Source organism: Bacillus sp. FSL R5-0659 (genome assembly GCF_038008785.1).
Taxonomy (GTDB): Bacteria; Bacillota; Bacilli; order Bacillales; family Bacillaceae; genus Bacillus; species Bacillus safensis.
In genome coordinates this window covers 3148342-3166458 of sequence record NZ_JBBOZU010000001.1, presented here as the reverse complement: position 1 = coordinate 3166458, position 18117 = coordinate 3148342, and the positions used below count along the sequence as shown (strand labels likewise).

15 protein-coding genes and 1 pseudogene are annotated in these 18117 nt (G+C 41.2%); 14 read left to right on the top strand and 2 right to left on the bottom strand.

Features of this window, described 5'->3' with window-relative positions:
• Positions 1 to 21: 21 nt before the first annotated feature.
• The 6 genes and pseudogenes from NSQ72_RS19385 to NSQ72_RS16435 form a co-directional block, all read left to right on the top strand.
• Positions 22 to 768, top strand: a pseudogene (locus NSQ72_RS19385) (HAMP domain-containing protein); the annotation flags it as partial.
• On the top strand, positions 760 to 1707 hold the full coding sequence (locus NSQ72_RS19380; RefSeq protein WP_404841323.1) for a methyl-accepting chemotaxis protein: 948 nt from the start codon (positions 760 to 762) through the stop codon (positions 1705 to 1707). The pseudogene NSQ72_RS19385 and the gene NSQ72_RS19380, both read left to right, overlap by 9 nt.
• 188 nt (positions 1708 to 1895) lie before the next feature.
• Positions 1896 to 2459 (top strand): ribosome hibernation-promoting factor, HPF/YfiA family, encoded by a 564-nt coding sequence (gene hpf / locus NSQ72_RS16450; protein ID WP_024423608.1) that lies wholly within the window; start codon positions 1896 to 1898, stop codon positions 2457 to 2459.
• A gap of 198 nt (positions 2460 to 2657) precedes the next feature.
• On the top strand, positions 2658 to 5183 hold the full coding sequence (gene secA, locus NSQ72_RS16445) for a preprotein translocase subunit SecA (protein WP_106025568.1): 2526 nt from the start codon (positions 2658 to 2660) through the stop codon (positions 5181 to 5183).
• Between the two features lie 67 nt (positions 5184 to 5250).
• Positions 5251 to 6352 (top strand): peptide chain release factor 2 gene (prfB, locus tag NSQ72_RS16440; protein ID WP_098677688.1). Its coding sequence is split into 2 segments (ribosomal slippage): positions 5251 to 5322 and positions 5324 to 6352, totalling 1101 coding nucleotides; the frame shifts between segments, so codons are not numbered across the junction.
• Positions 6353 to 6476: 124 nt separating this feature from the next.
• A complete protein-coding gene (locus NSQ72_RS16435; RefSeq protein ID WP_330545596.1) occupies positions 6477 to 8270 on the top strand; it encodes a M3 family oligoendopeptidase in 1794 nt (597 codons plus the stop codon).
• Positions 8271 to 8286: 16 nt separating this feature from the next.
• Here the strand turns inward: NSQ72_RS16435 and NSQ72_RS16430 are convergent, their stop codons facing one another.
• Positions 8287 to 9021 (bottom strand): alpha/beta family hydrolase, encoded by a 735-nt coding sequence (locus tag NSQ72_RS16430; protein ID WP_126682361.1) that lies wholly within the window; start codon positions 9019 to 9021, stop codon positions 8287 to 8289.
• Between the two features lie 189 nt (positions 9022 to 9210).
• Here NSQ72_RS16430 and NSQ72_RS16425 point away from each other — a divergent pair, with 189 nt between their 5' ends.
• The 5 genes from NSQ72_RS16425 to NSQ72_RS16405 all read left to right on the top strand — a co-directional run bounded on the left by NSQ72_RS16425 (position 9211) and on the right by NSQ72_RS16405 (position 13761).
• Positions 9211 to 10059, top strand: coding sequence for a YitT family protein (locus tag NSQ72_RS16425; RefSeq protein WP_024426245.1), 849 nt, complete (start codon positions 9211 to 9213; stop codon positions 10057 to 10059).
• Positions 10060 to 10107: 48 nt separating this feature from the next.
• Positions 10108 to 10437, top strand: a complete 330-nt coding sequence (gene cccB, locus NSQ72_RS16420; RefSeq protein ID WP_058837547.1) for a cytochrome c551 — start codon at positions 10108 to 10110, stop codon at positions 10435 to 10437.
• 381 nt (positions 10438 to 10818) lie between these two features.
• Positions 10819 to 11505 carry a cell division ATP-binding protein FtsE gene (ftsE, locus tag NSQ72_RS16415; RefSeq protein ID WP_024423601.1) on the top strand — a complete coding sequence of 229 codons (687 nt, stop codon included), beginning with the start codon at positions 10819 to 10821 and terminating at the stop codon, positions 11503 to 11505.
• Positions 11498 to 12388, top strand: coding sequence for a permease-like cell division protein FtsX (gene ftsX, locus NSQ72_RS16410; RefSeq protein ID WP_039181755.1), 891 nt, complete (start codon positions 11498 to 11500; stop codon positions 12386 to 12388). Before ftsE ends, ftsX begins: the two co-directional genes overlap by 8 nt.
• Positions 12389 to 12498: 110 nt before the next feature.
• Positions 12499 to 13761: a murein hydrolase activator EnvC family protein gene (locus NSQ72_RS16405; RefSeq protein WP_341084687.1), complete on the top strand. Its 1263-nt coding sequence runs from the start codon at positions 12499 to 12501 to the stop codon at positions 13759 to 13761.
• Between the two features lie 50 nt (positions 13762 to 13811).
• Here NSQ72_RS16405 and NSQ72_RS16400 read toward each other — a convergent pair whose 3' ends face one another.
• A complete protein-coding gene (locus NSQ72_RS16400) occupies positions 13812 to 14552 on the bottom strand; it encodes a sulfite exporter TauE/SafE family protein (protein ID WP_024423598.1) in 741 nt (246 codons plus the stop codon).
• A 153-nt stretch (positions 14553 to 14705) separates the two neighbouring features.
• Here NSQ72_RS16400 and ctpB point away from each other — a divergent pair, with 153 nt between their 5' ends.
• The 3 genes from ctpB to NSQ72_RS16385 all read left to right on the top strand — a co-directional run bounded on the left by ctpB (position 14706) and on the right by NSQ72_RS16385 (position 18108).
• Positions 14706 to 16154 carry a carboxy-terminal processing protease CtpB gene (gene ctpB, locus NSQ72_RS16395; protein ID WP_039181746.1) on the top strand — a complete coding sequence of 483 codons (1449 nt, stop codon included), beginning with the start codon at positions 14706 to 14708 and terminating at the stop codon, positions 16152 to 16154.
• Between the two features lie 344 nt (positions 16155 to 16498).
• The gene (locus NSQ72_RS16390; RefSeq protein ID WP_003212923.1) at positions 16499 to 16852 is read left to right on the top strand and encodes a swarming motility protein SwrAA; all 354 of its coding nucleotides are present in this window, start codon (positions 16499 to 16501) and stop codon (positions 16850 to 16852) included.
• A 68-nt stretch (positions 16853 to 16920) separates the two neighbouring features.
• Positions 16921 to 18108 (top strand): PDZ domain-containing protein, encoded by a 1188-nt coding sequence (locus NSQ72_RS16385; protein ID WP_024426241.1) that lies wholly within the window; start codon positions 16921 to 16923, stop codon positions 18106 to 18108.
• The last annotated feature ends 9 nt before the right edge of the window (positions 18109 to 18117 follow it).

The following is an 18117-nucleotide window of genomic DNA, read 5'->3' as shown; positions in this document are numbered from 1 at the left end:
TCAGACCATTCGGAGGAAATTATGAGACTAAAAAATCAATTTTTATTTGGGCTTATTGTCATATGTGTATTGTTTGTCAGTATGTTAGGATTCTCAAGCTTTCTCTATTACAAAACAGATCAATCCTATAAAGCGTTATTAAGCAAGGAAGTGAAGCTTTATCAGACCTCGCTGGAATTAGAGGCGCTTCTGCAAAAGCAGGAAGCACAGATCAAAACATATGTCGTCGTCCAAGATGCTGAAAATTTGCAGAAAATTGAGCAAACATATGAAGATATTAATAAGAAAACAACAGAAGCTTCAAAATTAAGTACGGTCAAACAAGCAAAAAATCTATTAGATCAAATCTCAGAAAAAAATTATCTCTACTACACCTCAACGAATCGATTATTTAATTCATTAAATATGCAAAATCAAAAAGAATTCAACACCCGCCTCACTCAAGAATTACAACCTATCGAACAAGAAATACATACCTTTACAAAAGAATTCGCTCAAAACCAGTTAAAACAACGTGATCAAAAAATCAATCAGCTCAATCAAGATAGTAATCAATTATTGCTTACACTCATTTTGGTCAGTGCAGCGATTATTGTTGGCTTTCTGGTGATTGGTGTCAGATTCGTTCATCGCATGACAAAACCAATTGTTTCTGTCACAAATGCCGCAAGAAGGATGGCAGATGGTGACCTGACCCTTGAAGAGATTGAAGTGACCTCTAAAAATGAGATTGGTCAGCTTGGCACAGCCTTTAATCAAATGACGGCTCATTTGCGTCAGCTTATTTTGCAGGTGCAAAGCGGATCAAGACAGCTTGCTGATTCTGCTGCTCAATTTGAGGAAACCATCAGTCAAACGATATCGGCTAGTGAGCAGACATCTAGTTCGATCGAACAGGTCAGTGAAGCTTCACGTGAACAATCAGATGCGGTCGGAAAAGTCGCCTCTGCCATTCAAGAAGTATCGACTGGCATGCAAAATGCAGCTGTACACACGTCCGATGTTTCGGGTCACTCAATTTCAGTGACTGAAAAGGCTGAAGAGGGTGCCGCTCTTATTCAACAATTTGTGAAACAAATGAGTTCTATTAAAGAGTCTGTGAATGAACACCATTCCACAATGGCCAATGTACAAGCGCAGTTTACAGGCATTCAAGGTCTGTTAGGTCATATCCATGCCATTGCTGACCAGACGAATTTACTTGCTTTAAACGCAGCCATAGAAGCAGCAAGAGCGGGAGAACATGGAAGAGGTTTTGCAGTTGTAGCAGATGAAGTGAGGAAGCTGGCAGAAGAATCTAGTCAGCTGACAGATCAAATTAGTCAATTACTAGAGAACGTGAACAAAGATACAGAAAGGTCATCGCAATCGATGACGAAGGTTGAGCGGGATGTAGCAGAGGGTGTAAAAGTATCACAATTATCTGAACAGAGCTTCCATGAAATCCTGGAATCTATTCGTGATATTTCAATGAAAGCCGAAGAACTGTCAGCCACTGCAGAACAAATTTCTGCTAGTACAGAGGAAATTTCTCAAACGGTTGGTGTCATTGAAGAAGGTGCGAAACGAAACTCAGAAGAAACAGAGTATATGTCTGCTGCTGTTGAAGAATCATTAGCGGCCAATGAAGAGATGAAAGCCGCTGCGGAGGATTTAAAATCCTTGTCTCAATCGCTGAAAACATCGATTTCATCTTTTACCATTTAATGTGAGCTGGTCTTTTTCAAGAATCAGCCGAATATATATTCATCACCTAGCAAGCAACAGTTGAAGCACCGCAAAATTCGACAAATTTCAATAAATATTCACATTTTTTTTACGTTTGAGCAGGAGAAAAGGAGGGAAAAGTAGAAATAGGTTTACATATCCTTAATTTTAAAGGAGGCGTTCTTTACATGAATTACAATGTCAGAGGAGAAAACATCGACGTAACACCTGCACTAAGAGATCATGTCGAGAAAAAAATTGGAAAGCTGGAGCGTTATTTTGAGACAGATGTTGATGCTTCAGTCAACGTGAACTTGAAGTTTTACAATGATCAAGAATCTAAAGTTGAGGTTACCATTCCAATGACTGATCTAGCACTTCGAGCTGAGGTGCATAATGAGGATATGTACAATGCAGTAGACCTAGCAGCCAGTAAATTAGAACGTCAAATTAGAAAGCACAAAACAAAAGTAAACCGTAAATTCCGCGAGCAAGGTGCCAAAAAGCACTTATTTGCTGGAGGAAATGGTACGGCTGAAGTAGCAGTTCAAGATGACGAAGAGATTGATGAAACAGAAATCGTCAGACAAAAACGTTTCAACTTAAAGCCGATGGATAGCGAAGAGGCCATTCTCCAAATGAACATGTTAGGTCATAGTTTCTTCGTTTTCACAAATGCTGAGACAAATTTGACCAATGTGGTTTATCGCCGAAATGACGGTAAATATGGACTCATTGAGCCAAACGCTTAAATATCAGTAGATGCTGATTCAAAAACAACCTAAATAAAGTAAACCCGTTCCTTTCATAAGGGGCGGGTTTTTTGTGCGAAATTATGGCAAATTCTTTGGAAATGAAAGAAGGTATGGTATGATAAATGCAGGTAAATATGGACCTGTCAAACTTTTGGACATGCCGAAAAATTGCATGAAATAGAGGAGCGTTATTATATGCTTGGAATCTTAAACAAAGTGTTTGATCCTACGAAACGTACGATCAGCCGATATGAAAAAAAGGCAAATGAAATCGAAGCTCTCGCTCAAGATTTTGAAAAATTATCTGACGAGGCTTTACGAAATAAAACGATTGAATTTAAAGAAAAACTTGAAAAAGGACAATCCGTGGATGACCTGTTGGTTGAAGCATTTGCTACGGTTCGCGAGGCTTCCCGCCGCGTAACAGGAATGTTCCCATTTAAGGTGCAGCTCATGGGGGGGATCGCACTTCACGAAGGCAATATCGCTGAAATGAAAACAGGTGAAGGTAAAACATTGACATCCACAATGCCTGTTTACTTAAATGCTCTTTCTGGAAAAGGCGTCCACATCGTGACAGTCAACGAATATTTGGCAAGCCGTGATGCGCAGGAAATGGGCAAAATTTTTGAATTCCTTGGTTTAACGGTCGGCTTAAACTTAAACAGCTTAGACAAAGATGAAAAAAGAGAAGCGTACGCCGCTGATATCACGTATTCAACAAACAATGAACTCGGCTTTGACTATTTACGAGATAACATGGTGCTTTATAAAGAGCAGATGGTTCAGAGACCACTTCATTATGCTGTGATCGATGAGGTTGACTCCATTTTAATTGATGAAGCGAGAACACCTCTTATTATTTCTGGACAAGCTGCGAAATCAACAAAGCTTTACGTACAAGCCAATGCATTTGTCCGTACATTAAAAATCGAAGATGATTTCACGTATGATATTAAAACAAAAAGTGTGCAGCTGACTGAAAGCGGAATGACGAAAGCGGAAAAAGCATTCGGCATCGAGAACCTGTTTGATGTCAAACATGTCGCGCTCAACCATCACATCGCTCAGGCACTGAAAGCACATGTTGCGATGCAAAAAGACGTGGATTATGTGGTAGAAGAAGGCCAAGTAGTCATCGTAGACTCCTTCACAGGACGTTTAATGAAAGGACGCCGTTATAGTGAAGGTCTGCATCAAGCCATCGAAGCAAAAGAAGGTCTTGAAGTGCAGAACGAAAGCATGACACTAGCAACAATTACGTTCCAGAACTACTTCCGTATGTATGAAAAGTTATCTGGTATGACTGGTACAGCAAAAACGGAAGAAGAAGAATTCCGTAACATTTACAACATGCAGGTTGTGTCAATCCCGACCAATCAACCAGTAGTTCGTGATGACCGACCTGATTTAATTTACCGCACAATGGATGGTAAATTTAAAGCAGTGGCTGAGGATGTTGCGCAGCGCTATATGACAGGACAGCCAGTTCTTGTCGGAACAGTAGCAGTTGAGACATCTGAGCTTATTTCTAAGCTGCTTAAAAATAAAGGCATTCCTCATCAAGTGTTAAACGCGAAAAACCATGAGCGTGAAGCACAAATTATTGAAGAGGCTGGTCAAAAAGGTGCTGTGACCATTGCGACAAACATGGCAGGACGTGGTACAGATATCAAGCTTGGCGAAGGTGTAAAAGAACTTGGAGGTCTGGCTGTTATCGGGACAGAGCGTCATGAATCCCGCCGGATTGATAACCAGCTTCGCGGACGTTCTGGACGTCAAGGAGACCCAGGGATTACCCAATTCTATCTATCCATGGAAGATGAATTGATGCGCCGATTTGGTGCAGAGCGGACGATGGCGATGCTTGACCGCTTTGGCATGGATGACTCTACACCAATACAAAGTAAAATGGTGTCTAAAGCCGTTGAATCATCACAAAAACGTGTAGAGGGGAACAACTTTGATTCCCGTAAGCAGCTTCTGCAATATGACGATGTGCTTCGTCAACAGCGTGAAGTGATCTACAAACAGCGTTTTGAAGTCATCGATTCCGACAACTTAAAATCAATTGTCATCAATATGATCCAATCTTCAATTGAGCGTGCTGTGGGATCTTATACGCCAAAAGAAGAGCTGCCTGAAGAATGGAAACTAGATGGTCTTGTTGAATTAATCAACACGAACTATTTAGACGAAGGTGCCATCACGGTCAAAGATATCTTCGGTAAAGAAGCAGATGAAATCACAGACTTCATCATGGATCGTATTAAAGAAAAATACGATGCAAAAGAAGAAACATTCGGCGAAGAACAAATGCGTGAATTTGAAAAAGTCATCGTTCTTCGTGCGGTGGATTCGAAGTGGATGGACCATATCGATGCAATGGATCAGCTGCGTCAAGGTATTCATTTACGTGCGTATGCACAAACGAATCCGCTTCGTGAATACCAAATGGAAGGATTTGCGATGTTTGAGCATATGGTTGCTTCAATTGAAGATGATGTGGCCAAGTATGTCTTGAAATCAGAAATCCAAAACAACCTAGAACGCGAAGAAGTGGTTCAAGGTCAAACAACGGCTCATCAGCCACAAGAGGGCGATGAGGAGAAGACAGTGAAGAAAAAGCCGGTACGTAAAGTCGTAGACATTGGACGAAACTCTCCATGTCACTGCGGAAGCGGCAAGAAATATAAAAATTGTCATGGGAAGACAGAATAAGTAATGGAAAGAGGTGAAAACCTCTTTCTATTCATGTCAGCCCCCATACATCTATGAGGTGAAGGATATGGAATTAGTAGAAATTAGACAAGAGCTTGAAAATATGGCTAGCAGGCTAGCTGATTTTAGGGGGTCTCTTTGACTTAGAAACAAAAGAAGCCAAAATCGCAGAGCTTGAAGCGACGATGTCAGAGGCTGATTTTTGGAATGATCAGCAAAAGGCTCAAGGCGTTATCAATGAAGCCAATGCACTGAAGGATTCTGTGAATTCCTATCATGAGCTCAGTGAATCGCATGAAGAGCTGCAAATGACGCATGACTTATTAAAGGAAGATTATGACGAAGAGCTTCATGCAGAGCTTGAAAAAGAGCTGAAGAACTTAACGAAGCAATTTAACGAATTTGAGCTGCAGCTTCTCTTAAGCGAACCTTATGATAAAAACAATGCCATTCTGGAGCTTCACCCAGGTGCAGGCGGTACCGAATCACAGGACTGGGGTTCAATGCTTTTGAGAATGTACACTCGCTGGGCAGAGCGCAGAGGCTTTAAGGTTGAAACGCTTGATTACCTTCCAGGTGATGAGGCAGGAATTAAGTCGGTGACATTGCTGATCAAAGGGCATAATGCGTACGGTTATTTAAAAGCAGAAAAAGGTGTCCATCGTTTGGTCCGTATTTCTCCTTTTGATTCATCTGGCCGTAGACATACATCCTTCGTTTCATGTGATGTTATGCCGGAATTCAATGAAGAAATTGATATTGATATTCGCACAGAGGATATCAAGGTAGATACGTATCGTGCAAGTGGAGCAGGCGGACAGCACGTTAATACGACGGACTCTGCTGTTCGTATTACACACATTCCAACCAATGTCGTCGTGACGTGCCAAACAGAAAGATCACAAATCAAAAACAGAGAACGTGCGATGAAAATGTTGAAATCGAAACTTTATCAAAAACGGATCGAAGAACAGCAGGCAGAATTGGATGAAATCAGAGGAGAGCAGAAAGAAATTGGCTGGGGCAGCCAGATTCGCTCTTATGTATTCCACCCTTATTCTCTTGTGAAAGACCATCGAACCAATACGGAGATGGGAAATGTTCAAGCGGTGATGGATGGAGATTTAGATTCATTTATCGATGCATACCTACGTTCGAAATTATCATAAAAACTCGGCTTCTTGCCGGGTTTTTTTAATTGTGAGAAAATATAATGAATATAAAGGAATACTTACGACATACTGATTCTATATCCTTTGTATGATGAAATTAGCAAATAAAGGGGGAAATATTTTGGGATTAACACCATTGCAAGAAACGTGGGATTTAGATGCCTTTTTTAAAGGAGGCAGTTCTTCACCAGAATTTAAGACATACCTGCAAACCATTCAGCAGCTATTAGATGAATTACGACAAAAGGTGGATGCCTTTTCAAAAGAAGATACACACATTGAAAGCAAATTAACGTCTGTCCTTGACACGTATGAAACTACATATAAAAAATTGTCTCAAGCAGGTTCATTTGTATCCTGCCTCCAAGCTCAAAATACGAAGGATATGAAAGCAGGCAGCCTTCGAGGTACGATTGCCAAGCTAGAAGCGGATTTAGGAACCATCCTTGCACTGTTTGATCAAGCGCTTGCTGCTATTCCTGCAAACAAGTGGGAAGAACTGATGAATTCAGCAGTCTTTTCAGATGTCCGCTACATATTAAATGAGCGAAGAGACCGTGTGAAGGATCAATTACCTGTTGAACAAGAAACACTGATCCAAAAGCTGGCTGTAGATGGGTACCATGCGTGGGATGAGCTTTATTCCAGCTTAGTGAATAAAATTACCATTCCGTTTGAACAGCATGGTGAAACGCAGATGATCTCTGTAGGCCAAGCGGAAAATGCAATGGATGATTCCGATCGTGAAGTCAGAAAGGCTGTTTACCACAACCTAGAGCATGCATGGACACAGGATGAACATTTATTTGCTAGTACGCTCAACCACCTTGCTGGCTTTCGTTTGCAAGTGTATGAAGCAAGAGGCTGGGATCACATTTTAAAAGAGCCGCTTGAAATTTGTCGTATGAAACAAGAAACCCTTGATACAATGTGGTCTGTGATTGATGAACATAAGCAGCCATTCATTGATTATTTACATCGAAAAGCTGAGATGCTTGGAGTGGATAAGCTGAGCTGGTTTGATGTTGGGGCTCCTATCGGCAGTGAGACCAAAATCTATCCTTATCAAGAAGCAGCTGCTTTTATTGTGAAACACTTCGCTGGATTTGGAGAAGAGCTCGCTGCTTTTACAGAAAAAGCCTTTAACGAACGCTGGGTAGAAGCTGAGGACCGTCCAAACAAACGGGTAGGCGGCTTTTGTACAAATTTCCCTGACAGCGGAGAATCACGCATTTTTATGACCTTCTCAGGTAGTCCATCCAATGTGGCGACACTAGCGCATGAGCTTGGTCATTCGTTCCATCAGGACGTGATGCAGGATGTTCGCATTCTGAATCGCAAATACGCAATGAATGTAGCTGAAACAGCGTCCACCTTCGCAGAAATGATTGTAGCTGATGCTTCATTAAAAGAAGCGGCAAATGAAGAGGAGCGTCTCAGCTTGTTAGAGGATAAGCTGCAGCGAAGTGTAGCATTCTTCATGAACATTCAATCTCGTTTCTTATTTGAACAGCGGTTTTATGAAGAGCGTAAACAAGGAGAAGTGCCAGCTGACCGATTGAATGAATTGATGGTCGAAGCGCAGAAGGAAGCGTTTGGTGACTCATTAGATGAATACCATCCTCATTTCTGGGCGTCTAAGCTGCATTTCCATATCACGAATGTTCCATTTTATAATTTCCCATACACCTTTGGATACATGTTCTCGTTGGGGATTTATGCAAAAGCATTGCAGGCTGGTACATCGTTTGAAGAGAAATACATTGCATTATTAAAAGATACTGCTTCAATGACAGTGGAAGATTTAGCTAAAAAGCATCTAGGCGTTGATCTTACCCAAAAAGCATTTTGGGAAGAAGCCATTCGTTTGGCTGTAGCAGATGCTGAAGAATTTTTAGAAGTGACGAAAAAATAAAAATGAAAAGCTCCCATTATGGGAGCTTTTTTGCTGGCTTCAGCCAATCCAGCATTGTCTGAATGAGATCATTTTGCTGCGACAGGGCTGGAATGTCCGCCGTCTGATCCCCTTTTTGTTTGCCATACATGCCAAATTGCGCATGATTCCCGCCTTTTATTTCATGATAAACGGTTTGAGACGGCAGATTTGCTTTCGATTTTTTGATTTTCTCTTGTGTTGCCAGCCCATCCTTTTCACCTGAAATAGAGAGGACTTTTAGTGACGATTGTTTCAGGTCATCTGATGCTGGATAAGATGCTAGGAAAAAAAGTCCATCTAGCTTGCTCTGATTTTTTTCTGCAAACATAGCGGCAGCTGCCCCGCCAAGTGAATGTCCACCAATATACCAGTGTTTGATCGTTTGATGGTCTTTGATGATGTCTTGCGCTTTGTTTGGATTGAAGATCGCAAAGGAAAATGGCATGTCAGGGATAAAGACAGAGTAGCCCTTTTTCATCAGCGTATCCCCAATATAGGCATACGCAAGTGGTTCCACCTTTGCCCCAGGATAGAGAATGATGCCAGTATCACTTTTTGATGCTTCAAATGTATAAACATCGTTTTTATGTTCCACTTGCTCCATGTTCACCTGTTTTTTTAATGCTTCTGATGGTCCGTATGTAAAGCGGCTCCATGTATAGAAAGCACCAAAAGCTAAGATGATCAGTGCAAGTAATGTCATACCTGTTATCTTCAGTATTTTCTTCATCGCATGCCCCTTCTTTCTCATGTACATATTAAATATACCATCATTTACTCCTATGCCAACCGGCAAGTACGCTGATCCGTCTGTGTGATAAAGTATTAATCCATTAGCACTGCATTTGGCTGTTATTTACAATCGTTTTAAGAGGGCTTAAAATAGGTGTGCATTCAGAAGTAACGGAGGAAGAAAGACATGAAGCAGGGACATTCACAATTTTGGATCGAAGTGAAAAATTATTTGTTCATTTTAATCGGATCTGCCATTGTGGCGATTGGATTTAATACGTTATTATTACCGAATCAGATTGCAGCAGGCGGTGTGAGCGGAATTAGTACCATTATGCAGTCATTCGGCTTTGAAGCAGCGTATGTGCAATGGGGGCTCAATATTCCGCTGTTTATCGCTGGCTTTTATTTATTAGGTGGTACATTTGGAGTGAAAACACTCGTTGGTTCGATTTTTTTACCTTTCATGGTGTTTGTCACAAGACATATTGCACCTGTCACACATGAAGCGCTGCTGGCAGCTATTTTTGGCGGTGTGGTCATTGGAATCGGTATAGGGCTTGTGTTCCTTGGGAATGGATCAACAGGTGGAACGGCACTCGCTGCCAAAATCATCAATAAGTACACCGGACTCACGCTAGGCACATGCTTAGCGATGATGGATGGTTTGATTGTTCTGGCTGCAATGACGGTCTTTGGAATCGAAGAGGGGCTGTACGCGGTTATTGGTGTGTTTATTTCGAGTAAAACGATTGATGTGGTACAGGCTGGCTTCAGTCATTCGAAAATGGCGATGATCATTACAGGGCATGAAGATGAGGTCAGACAGGCGGTTTTTGATCAAATTGACCGCGGTGTGACGAAGATCTCAGCAGTCGGAGGATATACCGATCATGACCGCCCAATTTTGATGTGTGTCGTTGGGCAGTCACAATTCACAAAGTTGAAACAAGTGGTGAAAGCAATCGATGCATCAGCTTTTGTCATTGTAATGGATGCAAAAGAGGTGCTTGGTGAGGGTTTTAAAAGGGCATAAACAAGGATATAATAGCGTTGACCAAATGATTGTAAGGGAGGGAAATAGATGAAAAAAAGCGGATTAACGATGCTATTTGCAGCAATGCTTCTTGTTCTCGCGGCTTGTGGAGGAAATTCAAGCAGCAGCGAAAAAGAAGGCAGCAAAAGTGCTTCATCTGTGAGCAGTGGTGAGGAGATCTATCAGCAAAACTGTATTGGCTGTCATGGGAAAGACCTATCTGGCGGAGGCGGACCAAGCCTGAAAGAAGTAGGGAAGAAATATAATGAAAGCCAAATCGCAGATATTGCGCAAAACGGTAAAGGCTCTATGCCAAGCGGAATGGTAGATGAGAAGCAAGCAAAAGAAGTAGCAAAATGGCTTGCAGAGAAAAAATAAAACCTTTGTCTAATCGACAAGGTTTTTTTGTTTTTTATATGTAGAAAAAGACTTTTGGATAGTATGAAAACGCATTATATTAAATTTTATTTAAAAAATAAGGGTATAAAGGCACGTTTTTCGGTTTTGGTTGTTCTATTTACCTTTTATTTATAAGTTTTGAAATATAAATGTAATACCATTGCGTCGATTCATGACGTATAATTGGAGTTGTTGAAAATGAGACGATTCAATTTTTTCATCTTTTTGGATGAAAAGGACATAAATTGCTAGTAAGTATCGAAGGGTATGTGCGTAACCATACATAACGTTTTTTGACGAGAAGTGTCAAAACATCATGATAGCTGTTAGTCAGCGAATAAGAAAAGATTAGGTGATTACATGATTCAAATGAAGGAAGTCTACAAGATCTATCCTAATGGCGTAAAGGCGATCAATGGAATCAATGTCTCTATCCATCCAGGAGAGTTTGTGTATGTTGTTGGTCCCAGTGGTGCTGGTAAATCCACTTTCATCAAAATGATGTATCGTGAAGAGAAGCCAACCAAAGGGCAAATCTTAATTAATAACAAAGATTTAGGTTCAATGAAGGAAAAAGAAATTCCTTACGTAAGAAGAGAAATTGGCGTAGTATTCCAAGATTTCAAGCTGCTTCCAACTCTTACTGTGTTTGAGAATGTTGCATTTGCTCTTGAAGTGATTGGTGAACAGCCTCATATCATTAAGAAAAAAGTGCTTGACGTTCTCGATCTGGTCCAGCTAAAACACAGAGCGCGCCAATTTCCTGACCAGCTGTCCGGCGGTGAACAGCAGCGTGTATCTATCGCTCGGTCGATCGTCAATAGCCCTGAGGTCGTCATTGCAGATGAGCCGACAGGAAACCTTGATCCAGACACTTCCTGGGAAATCATGAAGACGCTCGAAGAGATTAATAACCGCGGAACAACAGTGGTTATGGCGACACACAACAAAGAAATTGTAAACACCATGAAGAAACGCGTCATCGCAATCGAAGATGGAATGATTGTGCGTGACGAAGCAAGAGGGGAGTACGGAATTTATGATTAAAACTCTCTCGCGGCATTTACGTGAGAGCTTCCGTTCACTAGGAAGAAACACGTGGATGACTTTTGCATCAATTAGTGCGGTTACTGTCACATTGATTTTAGTTGGGGTTTTCCTTGTGATTATGCTCAACTTGAATAACATGGCATCGAACGCTGAAAAAGAAGTAGAAGTAAAAGTATTAATCGAATTAACGGCGAATCAAAAGCAGCAGGATGAATTAAAAGCAGAAATTGAAAAGATTCCTGAAATCAGTAATGTGAAGTACTCATCTAAGGATGACGAACTGAAAGCACTGATTAAAAGCTTTGGAGAAAATGGACAATCCATGGGACTTGTTGATCAAGAAAATCCATTAAACGATGCGTTCATTGTGAAAACAACAGATCCTCACGATACACCAAAAGTAGCGAAGAAATTAGAAAACCTAAAGGGTACATATAAGGTAACCTATGGGAAAGAAGAGGTCAGCCGACTCTTTAATGTAGTCGGAGTAGCGCGTAATGTCGGCATTGTGCTCATTATTGGGCTGTTATTTACAGCTATGTTCTTAATCTCCAATACGATCAAAATTACGATCTTTGCTAGACGTAAAGAAATTGAGATTATGAAGCTGGTAGGTGCAACGAACTGGTTTATCCGCTGGCCATTCTTCATTGAAGGATTATTGCTTGGTGTATTTGGTTCCATTATACCTATTGCCCTATTGCTTGGCACGTATCAATATGCAGTGGGCTGGGTCGCACCGAGAGTACAAGGCTCATTTATTTCAATGCTTCCATACAACCCGTTTGTCTATCAAGTATCACTGATCCTGCTAGTGATCGGTGCAATCATTGGGGTATGGGGAAGCTTAACGTCTATCCGTAAATTCTTAAAAGTATAAATATATTTTGATGGCAGCATTCGAGAATTCTATAGAAGATGTGACCGGTTGATCCGATTCATCCGGTCGGCTCTTCATGTCGACAGTTGTCATGGGAGGGGAATATCGTTTTGAAAAGAAAGCTGATGATGGCTGGAATGGCAGCGTTTATTGGAACAACGTGGCTATACATTCCAGGGAACGAGAATCGTGCATCTGCATACGAAGACCTAGATCAAAAACGTCAACAAATCGAAGAGAAAACATCGAAGACTGAATCAAACTTGAAGAAGAAGAAGTCAGAGCTGGCAAAGCTTGAAAAGAAAGAATCAAAGCTCAAGAAAGAAATTGAACAAATTGACCAAAAGGTAAGTACTGCAACTGAAAAAGTCGCTGAAAAAGAGAAAGAAGTTAAAAAAACGAAGCAAGAGATCAAGAAGCTAAAAAAAGACATTCAAGTCATCAATGAGCGAATTGAAAAAAGAAAAGCCATTTTCAAAGACCGAATTCGTTCTATGCAAAAAAGCGGCGGTACGATCAACTATTTAGATGTGCTGCTAGGTGCTCGCAGCTTTAGTGATTTTGTCGGTCGTGTTGGGGCTGTCACAACGATTGTTGAAGCAGACAAAGACATGATTACAGAACATGAAAATGATTTAAAGCTGGTGGAGCAAAAAGAAGCAGAGCTAAATAATCAGCTAAGTGGACTTGAAACATCTCTGAAAGAGCTAGAAGCACTGAAAAAAGATTTATCTAAGAAGCATAAAGAAAAAGAACACATTTTAGGTGATGTGACAGATAAAAAAAATCATGCACATGATGAACTAGGCAAGCTTGAGAATGAACAAGAAATTCTTGCGAACCAAAAAGCGGCTGTGAAGTCTGAGGAAGCTCACCGTCAAAAGGAAGAAGCGGCGAAAGCAAAGCAAGCAGCTGAAAAAAATGCACCTGCACCTCGTAGCGGCGGCTCAGATCAAGTATCTGATACACCAGCAAGCAGCTCAGGCTTTATTAAACCAGCTGCAGGGCGTTTCTCATCTGGCTTTGGCGGACGTTCTGGCGGAAACCACTTCGGATTAGATATTGCAGCAAAAGGCACAGTTCCTGTCTATGCAGCAGCATCTGGAACCGTCACAAACTCAAGCTACTCATCGAGCTACGGAAATGTTGTGTTCATTACGCACAATATCAATGGACAGACATATCAAACTGTATACGCCCACCTGTCTACAAGAAGTGTGTCAACAGGACAGAGAGTTGAACAAGGACAATTCCTTGGCTATATGGGAAATACCGGCCAATCGCATGGTCAGCATCTTCATTTTGAAATTCATAAAGGATTATGGAATGGCGCGAAATCAAATGCAGTCAATCCAGCGCAATATATCCGCTAATCAAAAAGCCGATAACATGACGTTATCGGCTTTTCTTTGTCTAGATAGAATTAAAATAACAGCAGTAACCCGGCAATAATAGGTGTTAACAGAACAGCTGATTTCAATAAGAGCTTCGGTGCAAGGCGTGTGAATTTCGCGCCGATAAATGCGCCTAAGACGGTTCCGATTAATATTTGGATCAGCAAGATAAAATCAACATAGCCCTCTGAAATATATCCAATTCCACCGCCGATGGAAATCGGAATAATGACAAGCATCGTCGTGCCAACGGCTTGCCGAATCGACAGCTTCAGTAAAATCAAAAGTCCTACTTGAATAAATGGTGCAGACCCGATACCAAACATGCCTGACAGCATTCCAGACACAAGGCCTAAAATAATGCCTCTTGTCATCAGCTGACGTGAAGAAAGCGGTTGCTGCTCAGCCTCTTCATTAAGAACAAATAGTTTGATCATCATAAAAACAGCGGATAAAAAAAGCATCCCTGCTGTTAAATAGTGCAGACTCTCTTCTGGAATAAAAGGAGCGACCTTAGCCCCGGCAAAAGAAGCAATACAAGCCAGAGCCCCGACAATCAAACCAGATTTTAACTGAATGTTCCCTTCCCTGTAGTGGCTGTATGCACCTGATAGTGTCGTAAATGCCATAGCGGCTAATGACGTCCCGAGTGCTGTATGGATAGGGATATCAAAAATTAATGTAAGCAATGCGATGACAAATCCCGCCCCGCCTGCTCCTACAAAACCTAATAAAATTCCTAATAAAAGCATCGTCAAGATAATATACATAGCCAAGACTCCTTCTCAATCATAACAAAATAAAAATTACACCTAATAAAATGATTCGTCAAGCCTTCACGGGAGAATGTCTTTACATGAAATCCCTTCTTCTGGCATATAATAACTCAGGTCATCAGGAAGAGTTGAAGAAGGAGGCCAAATATGAAAAAACAAATCGCATCTATTATGGCAAGTGTCGTTCTCTTAATAAGTGCAGGTGTGATGACGCATAAAGAAGGAACTCATGCGGAGTCACCGCAAGCAGCTGCTGCAATGGCTGGACAAGCTCAATCAAGTGATAAGGCGAAAGAGAATGGGATGGAAAAGATCGAGAAAGCCTATGACCTTATTTCGAATGAATATGTAGAGGAAGTGGATCGGCAAAAGCTGCTTGAAGGCGCGATCCAAGGAATGCTTTCGACGTTAAACGATCCATATTCAGTATACATGGACAAGCAAACCGCAAAGCAATTTTCTGATTCGCTTGATTCTTCCTTTGAGGGAATTGGGGCAGAAGTGGGGATGGATGAAGGAAAGATCATTATCGTCTCAGCCTTTAAAAAATCCCCTGCGGCAAAAGCGGGTCTAAAGCCGAAAGATGAAGTCATCAGCATTGACGGTGAACCGATGAAAGAAAAAAGCTTAAACGATGCTGTGCTGAAAATAAGAGGGAAAAAAGGAACTTCTGTCGCCTTAACAATCAAACGAAATGGGATTGAAAAAGAGCTAACGTTCCATATCAAACGAGAGGAAATCCCGCTTGAAACAGTGACTTCCTCTGTAAAAGAGGTCAATGGGCATAAAACAGGCTATATTGCGATCTCCAGCTTCTCTGAAGATACGGCGAAGGATTTCACGTCAAGCCTGAAACAGCTCGAGAAAAAGGGCATAGAAGGCCTTGTACTGGATGTGAGAGGAAACCCTGGCGGCTATCTGCAAAGTGTGGAAGATATTTTGAAGCATTTTATTACGAAGGATCAGCCCTATATTCAAATCGCAGAACGGAATGGCGACCGGAAGCGATATTTTTCAAAACTGAAAGAACAAAAGCCTTACCCAGTTAACGTCTTAATTGATAAAGGCAGTGCTTCCGCTTCGGAAATACTTGCTGGAGCCATGAAAGAAGCCGGAAAGTATGAAGTCGTCGGTGATGTCTCATTTGGAAAAGGAACTGTGCAGCAGGCGGTTCCGATGGGAGATGGAAGTAATATTAAATTAACGCTGTATAAATGGCTCACCCCAAAAGGCAATTGGATACACAAAAAAGGCGTCGTACCGACAATTGCTATTCATCAGCCAGATTACTTTACCGCAGGTCCGCTTCAGCTAAAAGAACCGCTTCAGCTTGATATGAACAATGAAGAAGTGAGACAAGCCCAGACGCTGTTAAAGGGATTGTCATTTGACCCTGGCAGAGTAGATGGATATTTTGATGAAGAAACGAAAAAGGCCGTACTTGCCTTCCAAAGCACATACAATCTCGATAAATCAGGTGTCATTGATTTGAAAACAGCGGAAATGATGAACAAAATGGTGGATGAAGTGAAATCATACGAAAAAAATGACCTTCAATTACAGACTGCACTAAAAGCACTATATCTTAAAAAATAAAGAGGCGAATAATAGCCTCTTTTTTTTGGTTCATAAGTGTCATGAACATGTAATAATTTATGATTAAAAATAAATTATATCGAGAAATATATTCATTTATTTTACAAAAAACATAACATTCCTTCGATTTTACCCGATAACATATGTATATAAGAGACTTTCTGTTGATTTAAACATGTCATGAAAATGAAACTTTTGAAAGTTGTATGTTACATAAATAATTCTTACAATAAAAAGTAGCACTCATTTTAAATATTTTATTTTTTGCGGATATTCAGCTTGAGCATTAAGCTGTACCGAGGTTTGCGCTTTTCTTAAAAGAACTAGTAAATGGGGGTACACAATTGAAAAGGGCAAGTATTGTGAGAGAGAAAAAATATTACGAGTTGGTAGAGGAACTTAAGAGTCGTTCGAAAGATGTGACGTTTTCCGCTACAAAGGCATTAAGTCTGCTCATGCTGTTAAGCAGGTACTTGGTCAATTACACAACGGTAGAATCAGTCGACGAAATCGATGAAGACTGTGCTGAGATATACTTCAATTATTTAATGGATAATCATAAGAGACTTGGTATAAACTTAACCGACATCAAGAGGTCGATGCAGCTGCTCGGCGGCATACTAGATGTAGATGTCAATCACTACTTAAAAGATTTTTCACTGTCGAATGTCACACTTTGGATGAATCAGGAGAAATAAACCTGATGTCAAGCATCGATTTATTTGATAGAATAAGAGAAAATGCTTGACTTGGGCGGTGAACGATAATGAGCTCGGAGTGGATGGGAGCCGGATTAAAAGCGGTCGGTCTGTTTTTAATCCATCCTCTTTTTTATTTCATGATATTAATCAGCCTATTGCATGGCTACATCCGCGTAAAGCGGGAGAGAAAAGCGTTTCAAACAAGAATAGAAGATGTATACGATGAACTTAAATTTACATATTCAAAGGGATGGATTCTAGGGATATGCCTATCCGTCATTTCAGTAGGCTTAGGGATTGCCCTCCCCCCTGGATTCATCGTGCTGATTGCAGCGATGACCATCGTTTTCTCTTTATTCTTTAAGGCGAGTGCGCTTTCGTCTGCATACACACTCGGTTTCAGTTTTATTGCGGCACTTGGACTGATGCATTTCCAAGTGAGTCATTCTTGGCTGCCGCAGCTCTCAATGATGAATGCATCAGCCGTTGTCATTCTGCTAGGACTTTTATTAATGACCGAGGGGATCCTAGCCTATCGAACGGCGCATTTACGTACATCGCCTGCTATGGTGATGAGTGCGAGAGGACTTTTAATTGGTCAGCAGCGGGCAAACCGTCTGTGGCTTTTACCGCTTGTTTTGCTGATGCCAGCAGGTGAATTCACTTCTTCTCTGCCATGGTGGCCGGTGCTTCAAGTGCATGATCAAAGCTTTTCATTTATTTTGATTCCTTATATCATCGGATTCGGTCAGAGAATTCAAGGCTCACTGCCAATTGTTAGTATTCAAATTACAGCGCGGCGTATTCTCATGCTCGGACTCGCTGTCGCCTTATTAGGTGCTGCAAGTATTTGGTTTGAACCGATTGCTTGGGGAGCTGTATTGATTGCGGTGATAGGAAGAGCCTTTCTCTCATGGAAGCAGAGGGTCAATGACAATGCTGCCCCGTTCTACTTCTCTAAGCGTAATCAAGGGCTGATGGTGCTAGGAATTATTCCAAATACACCAGCGGCTGATTTAAAGCTTGAGATCGGAGAGGTCATTACAAAAGTGAATGGAATTGAGGTAAAAACCGTTTCGGAATTTTATGAAGCCCTTCAAACCAATCGTGCTCTAACAAAGCTCGAGATCATTGGCTTAAATGGTCAGACAAGATTTGAGAAACGGGCTTCTTATGAAGGGGAGCATCATCAGCTTGGCATCCTGTTTGTAAAGGATGATCCACAGCAAGAACCAACGGCAATTTCATCTTAAAAAAAGCTG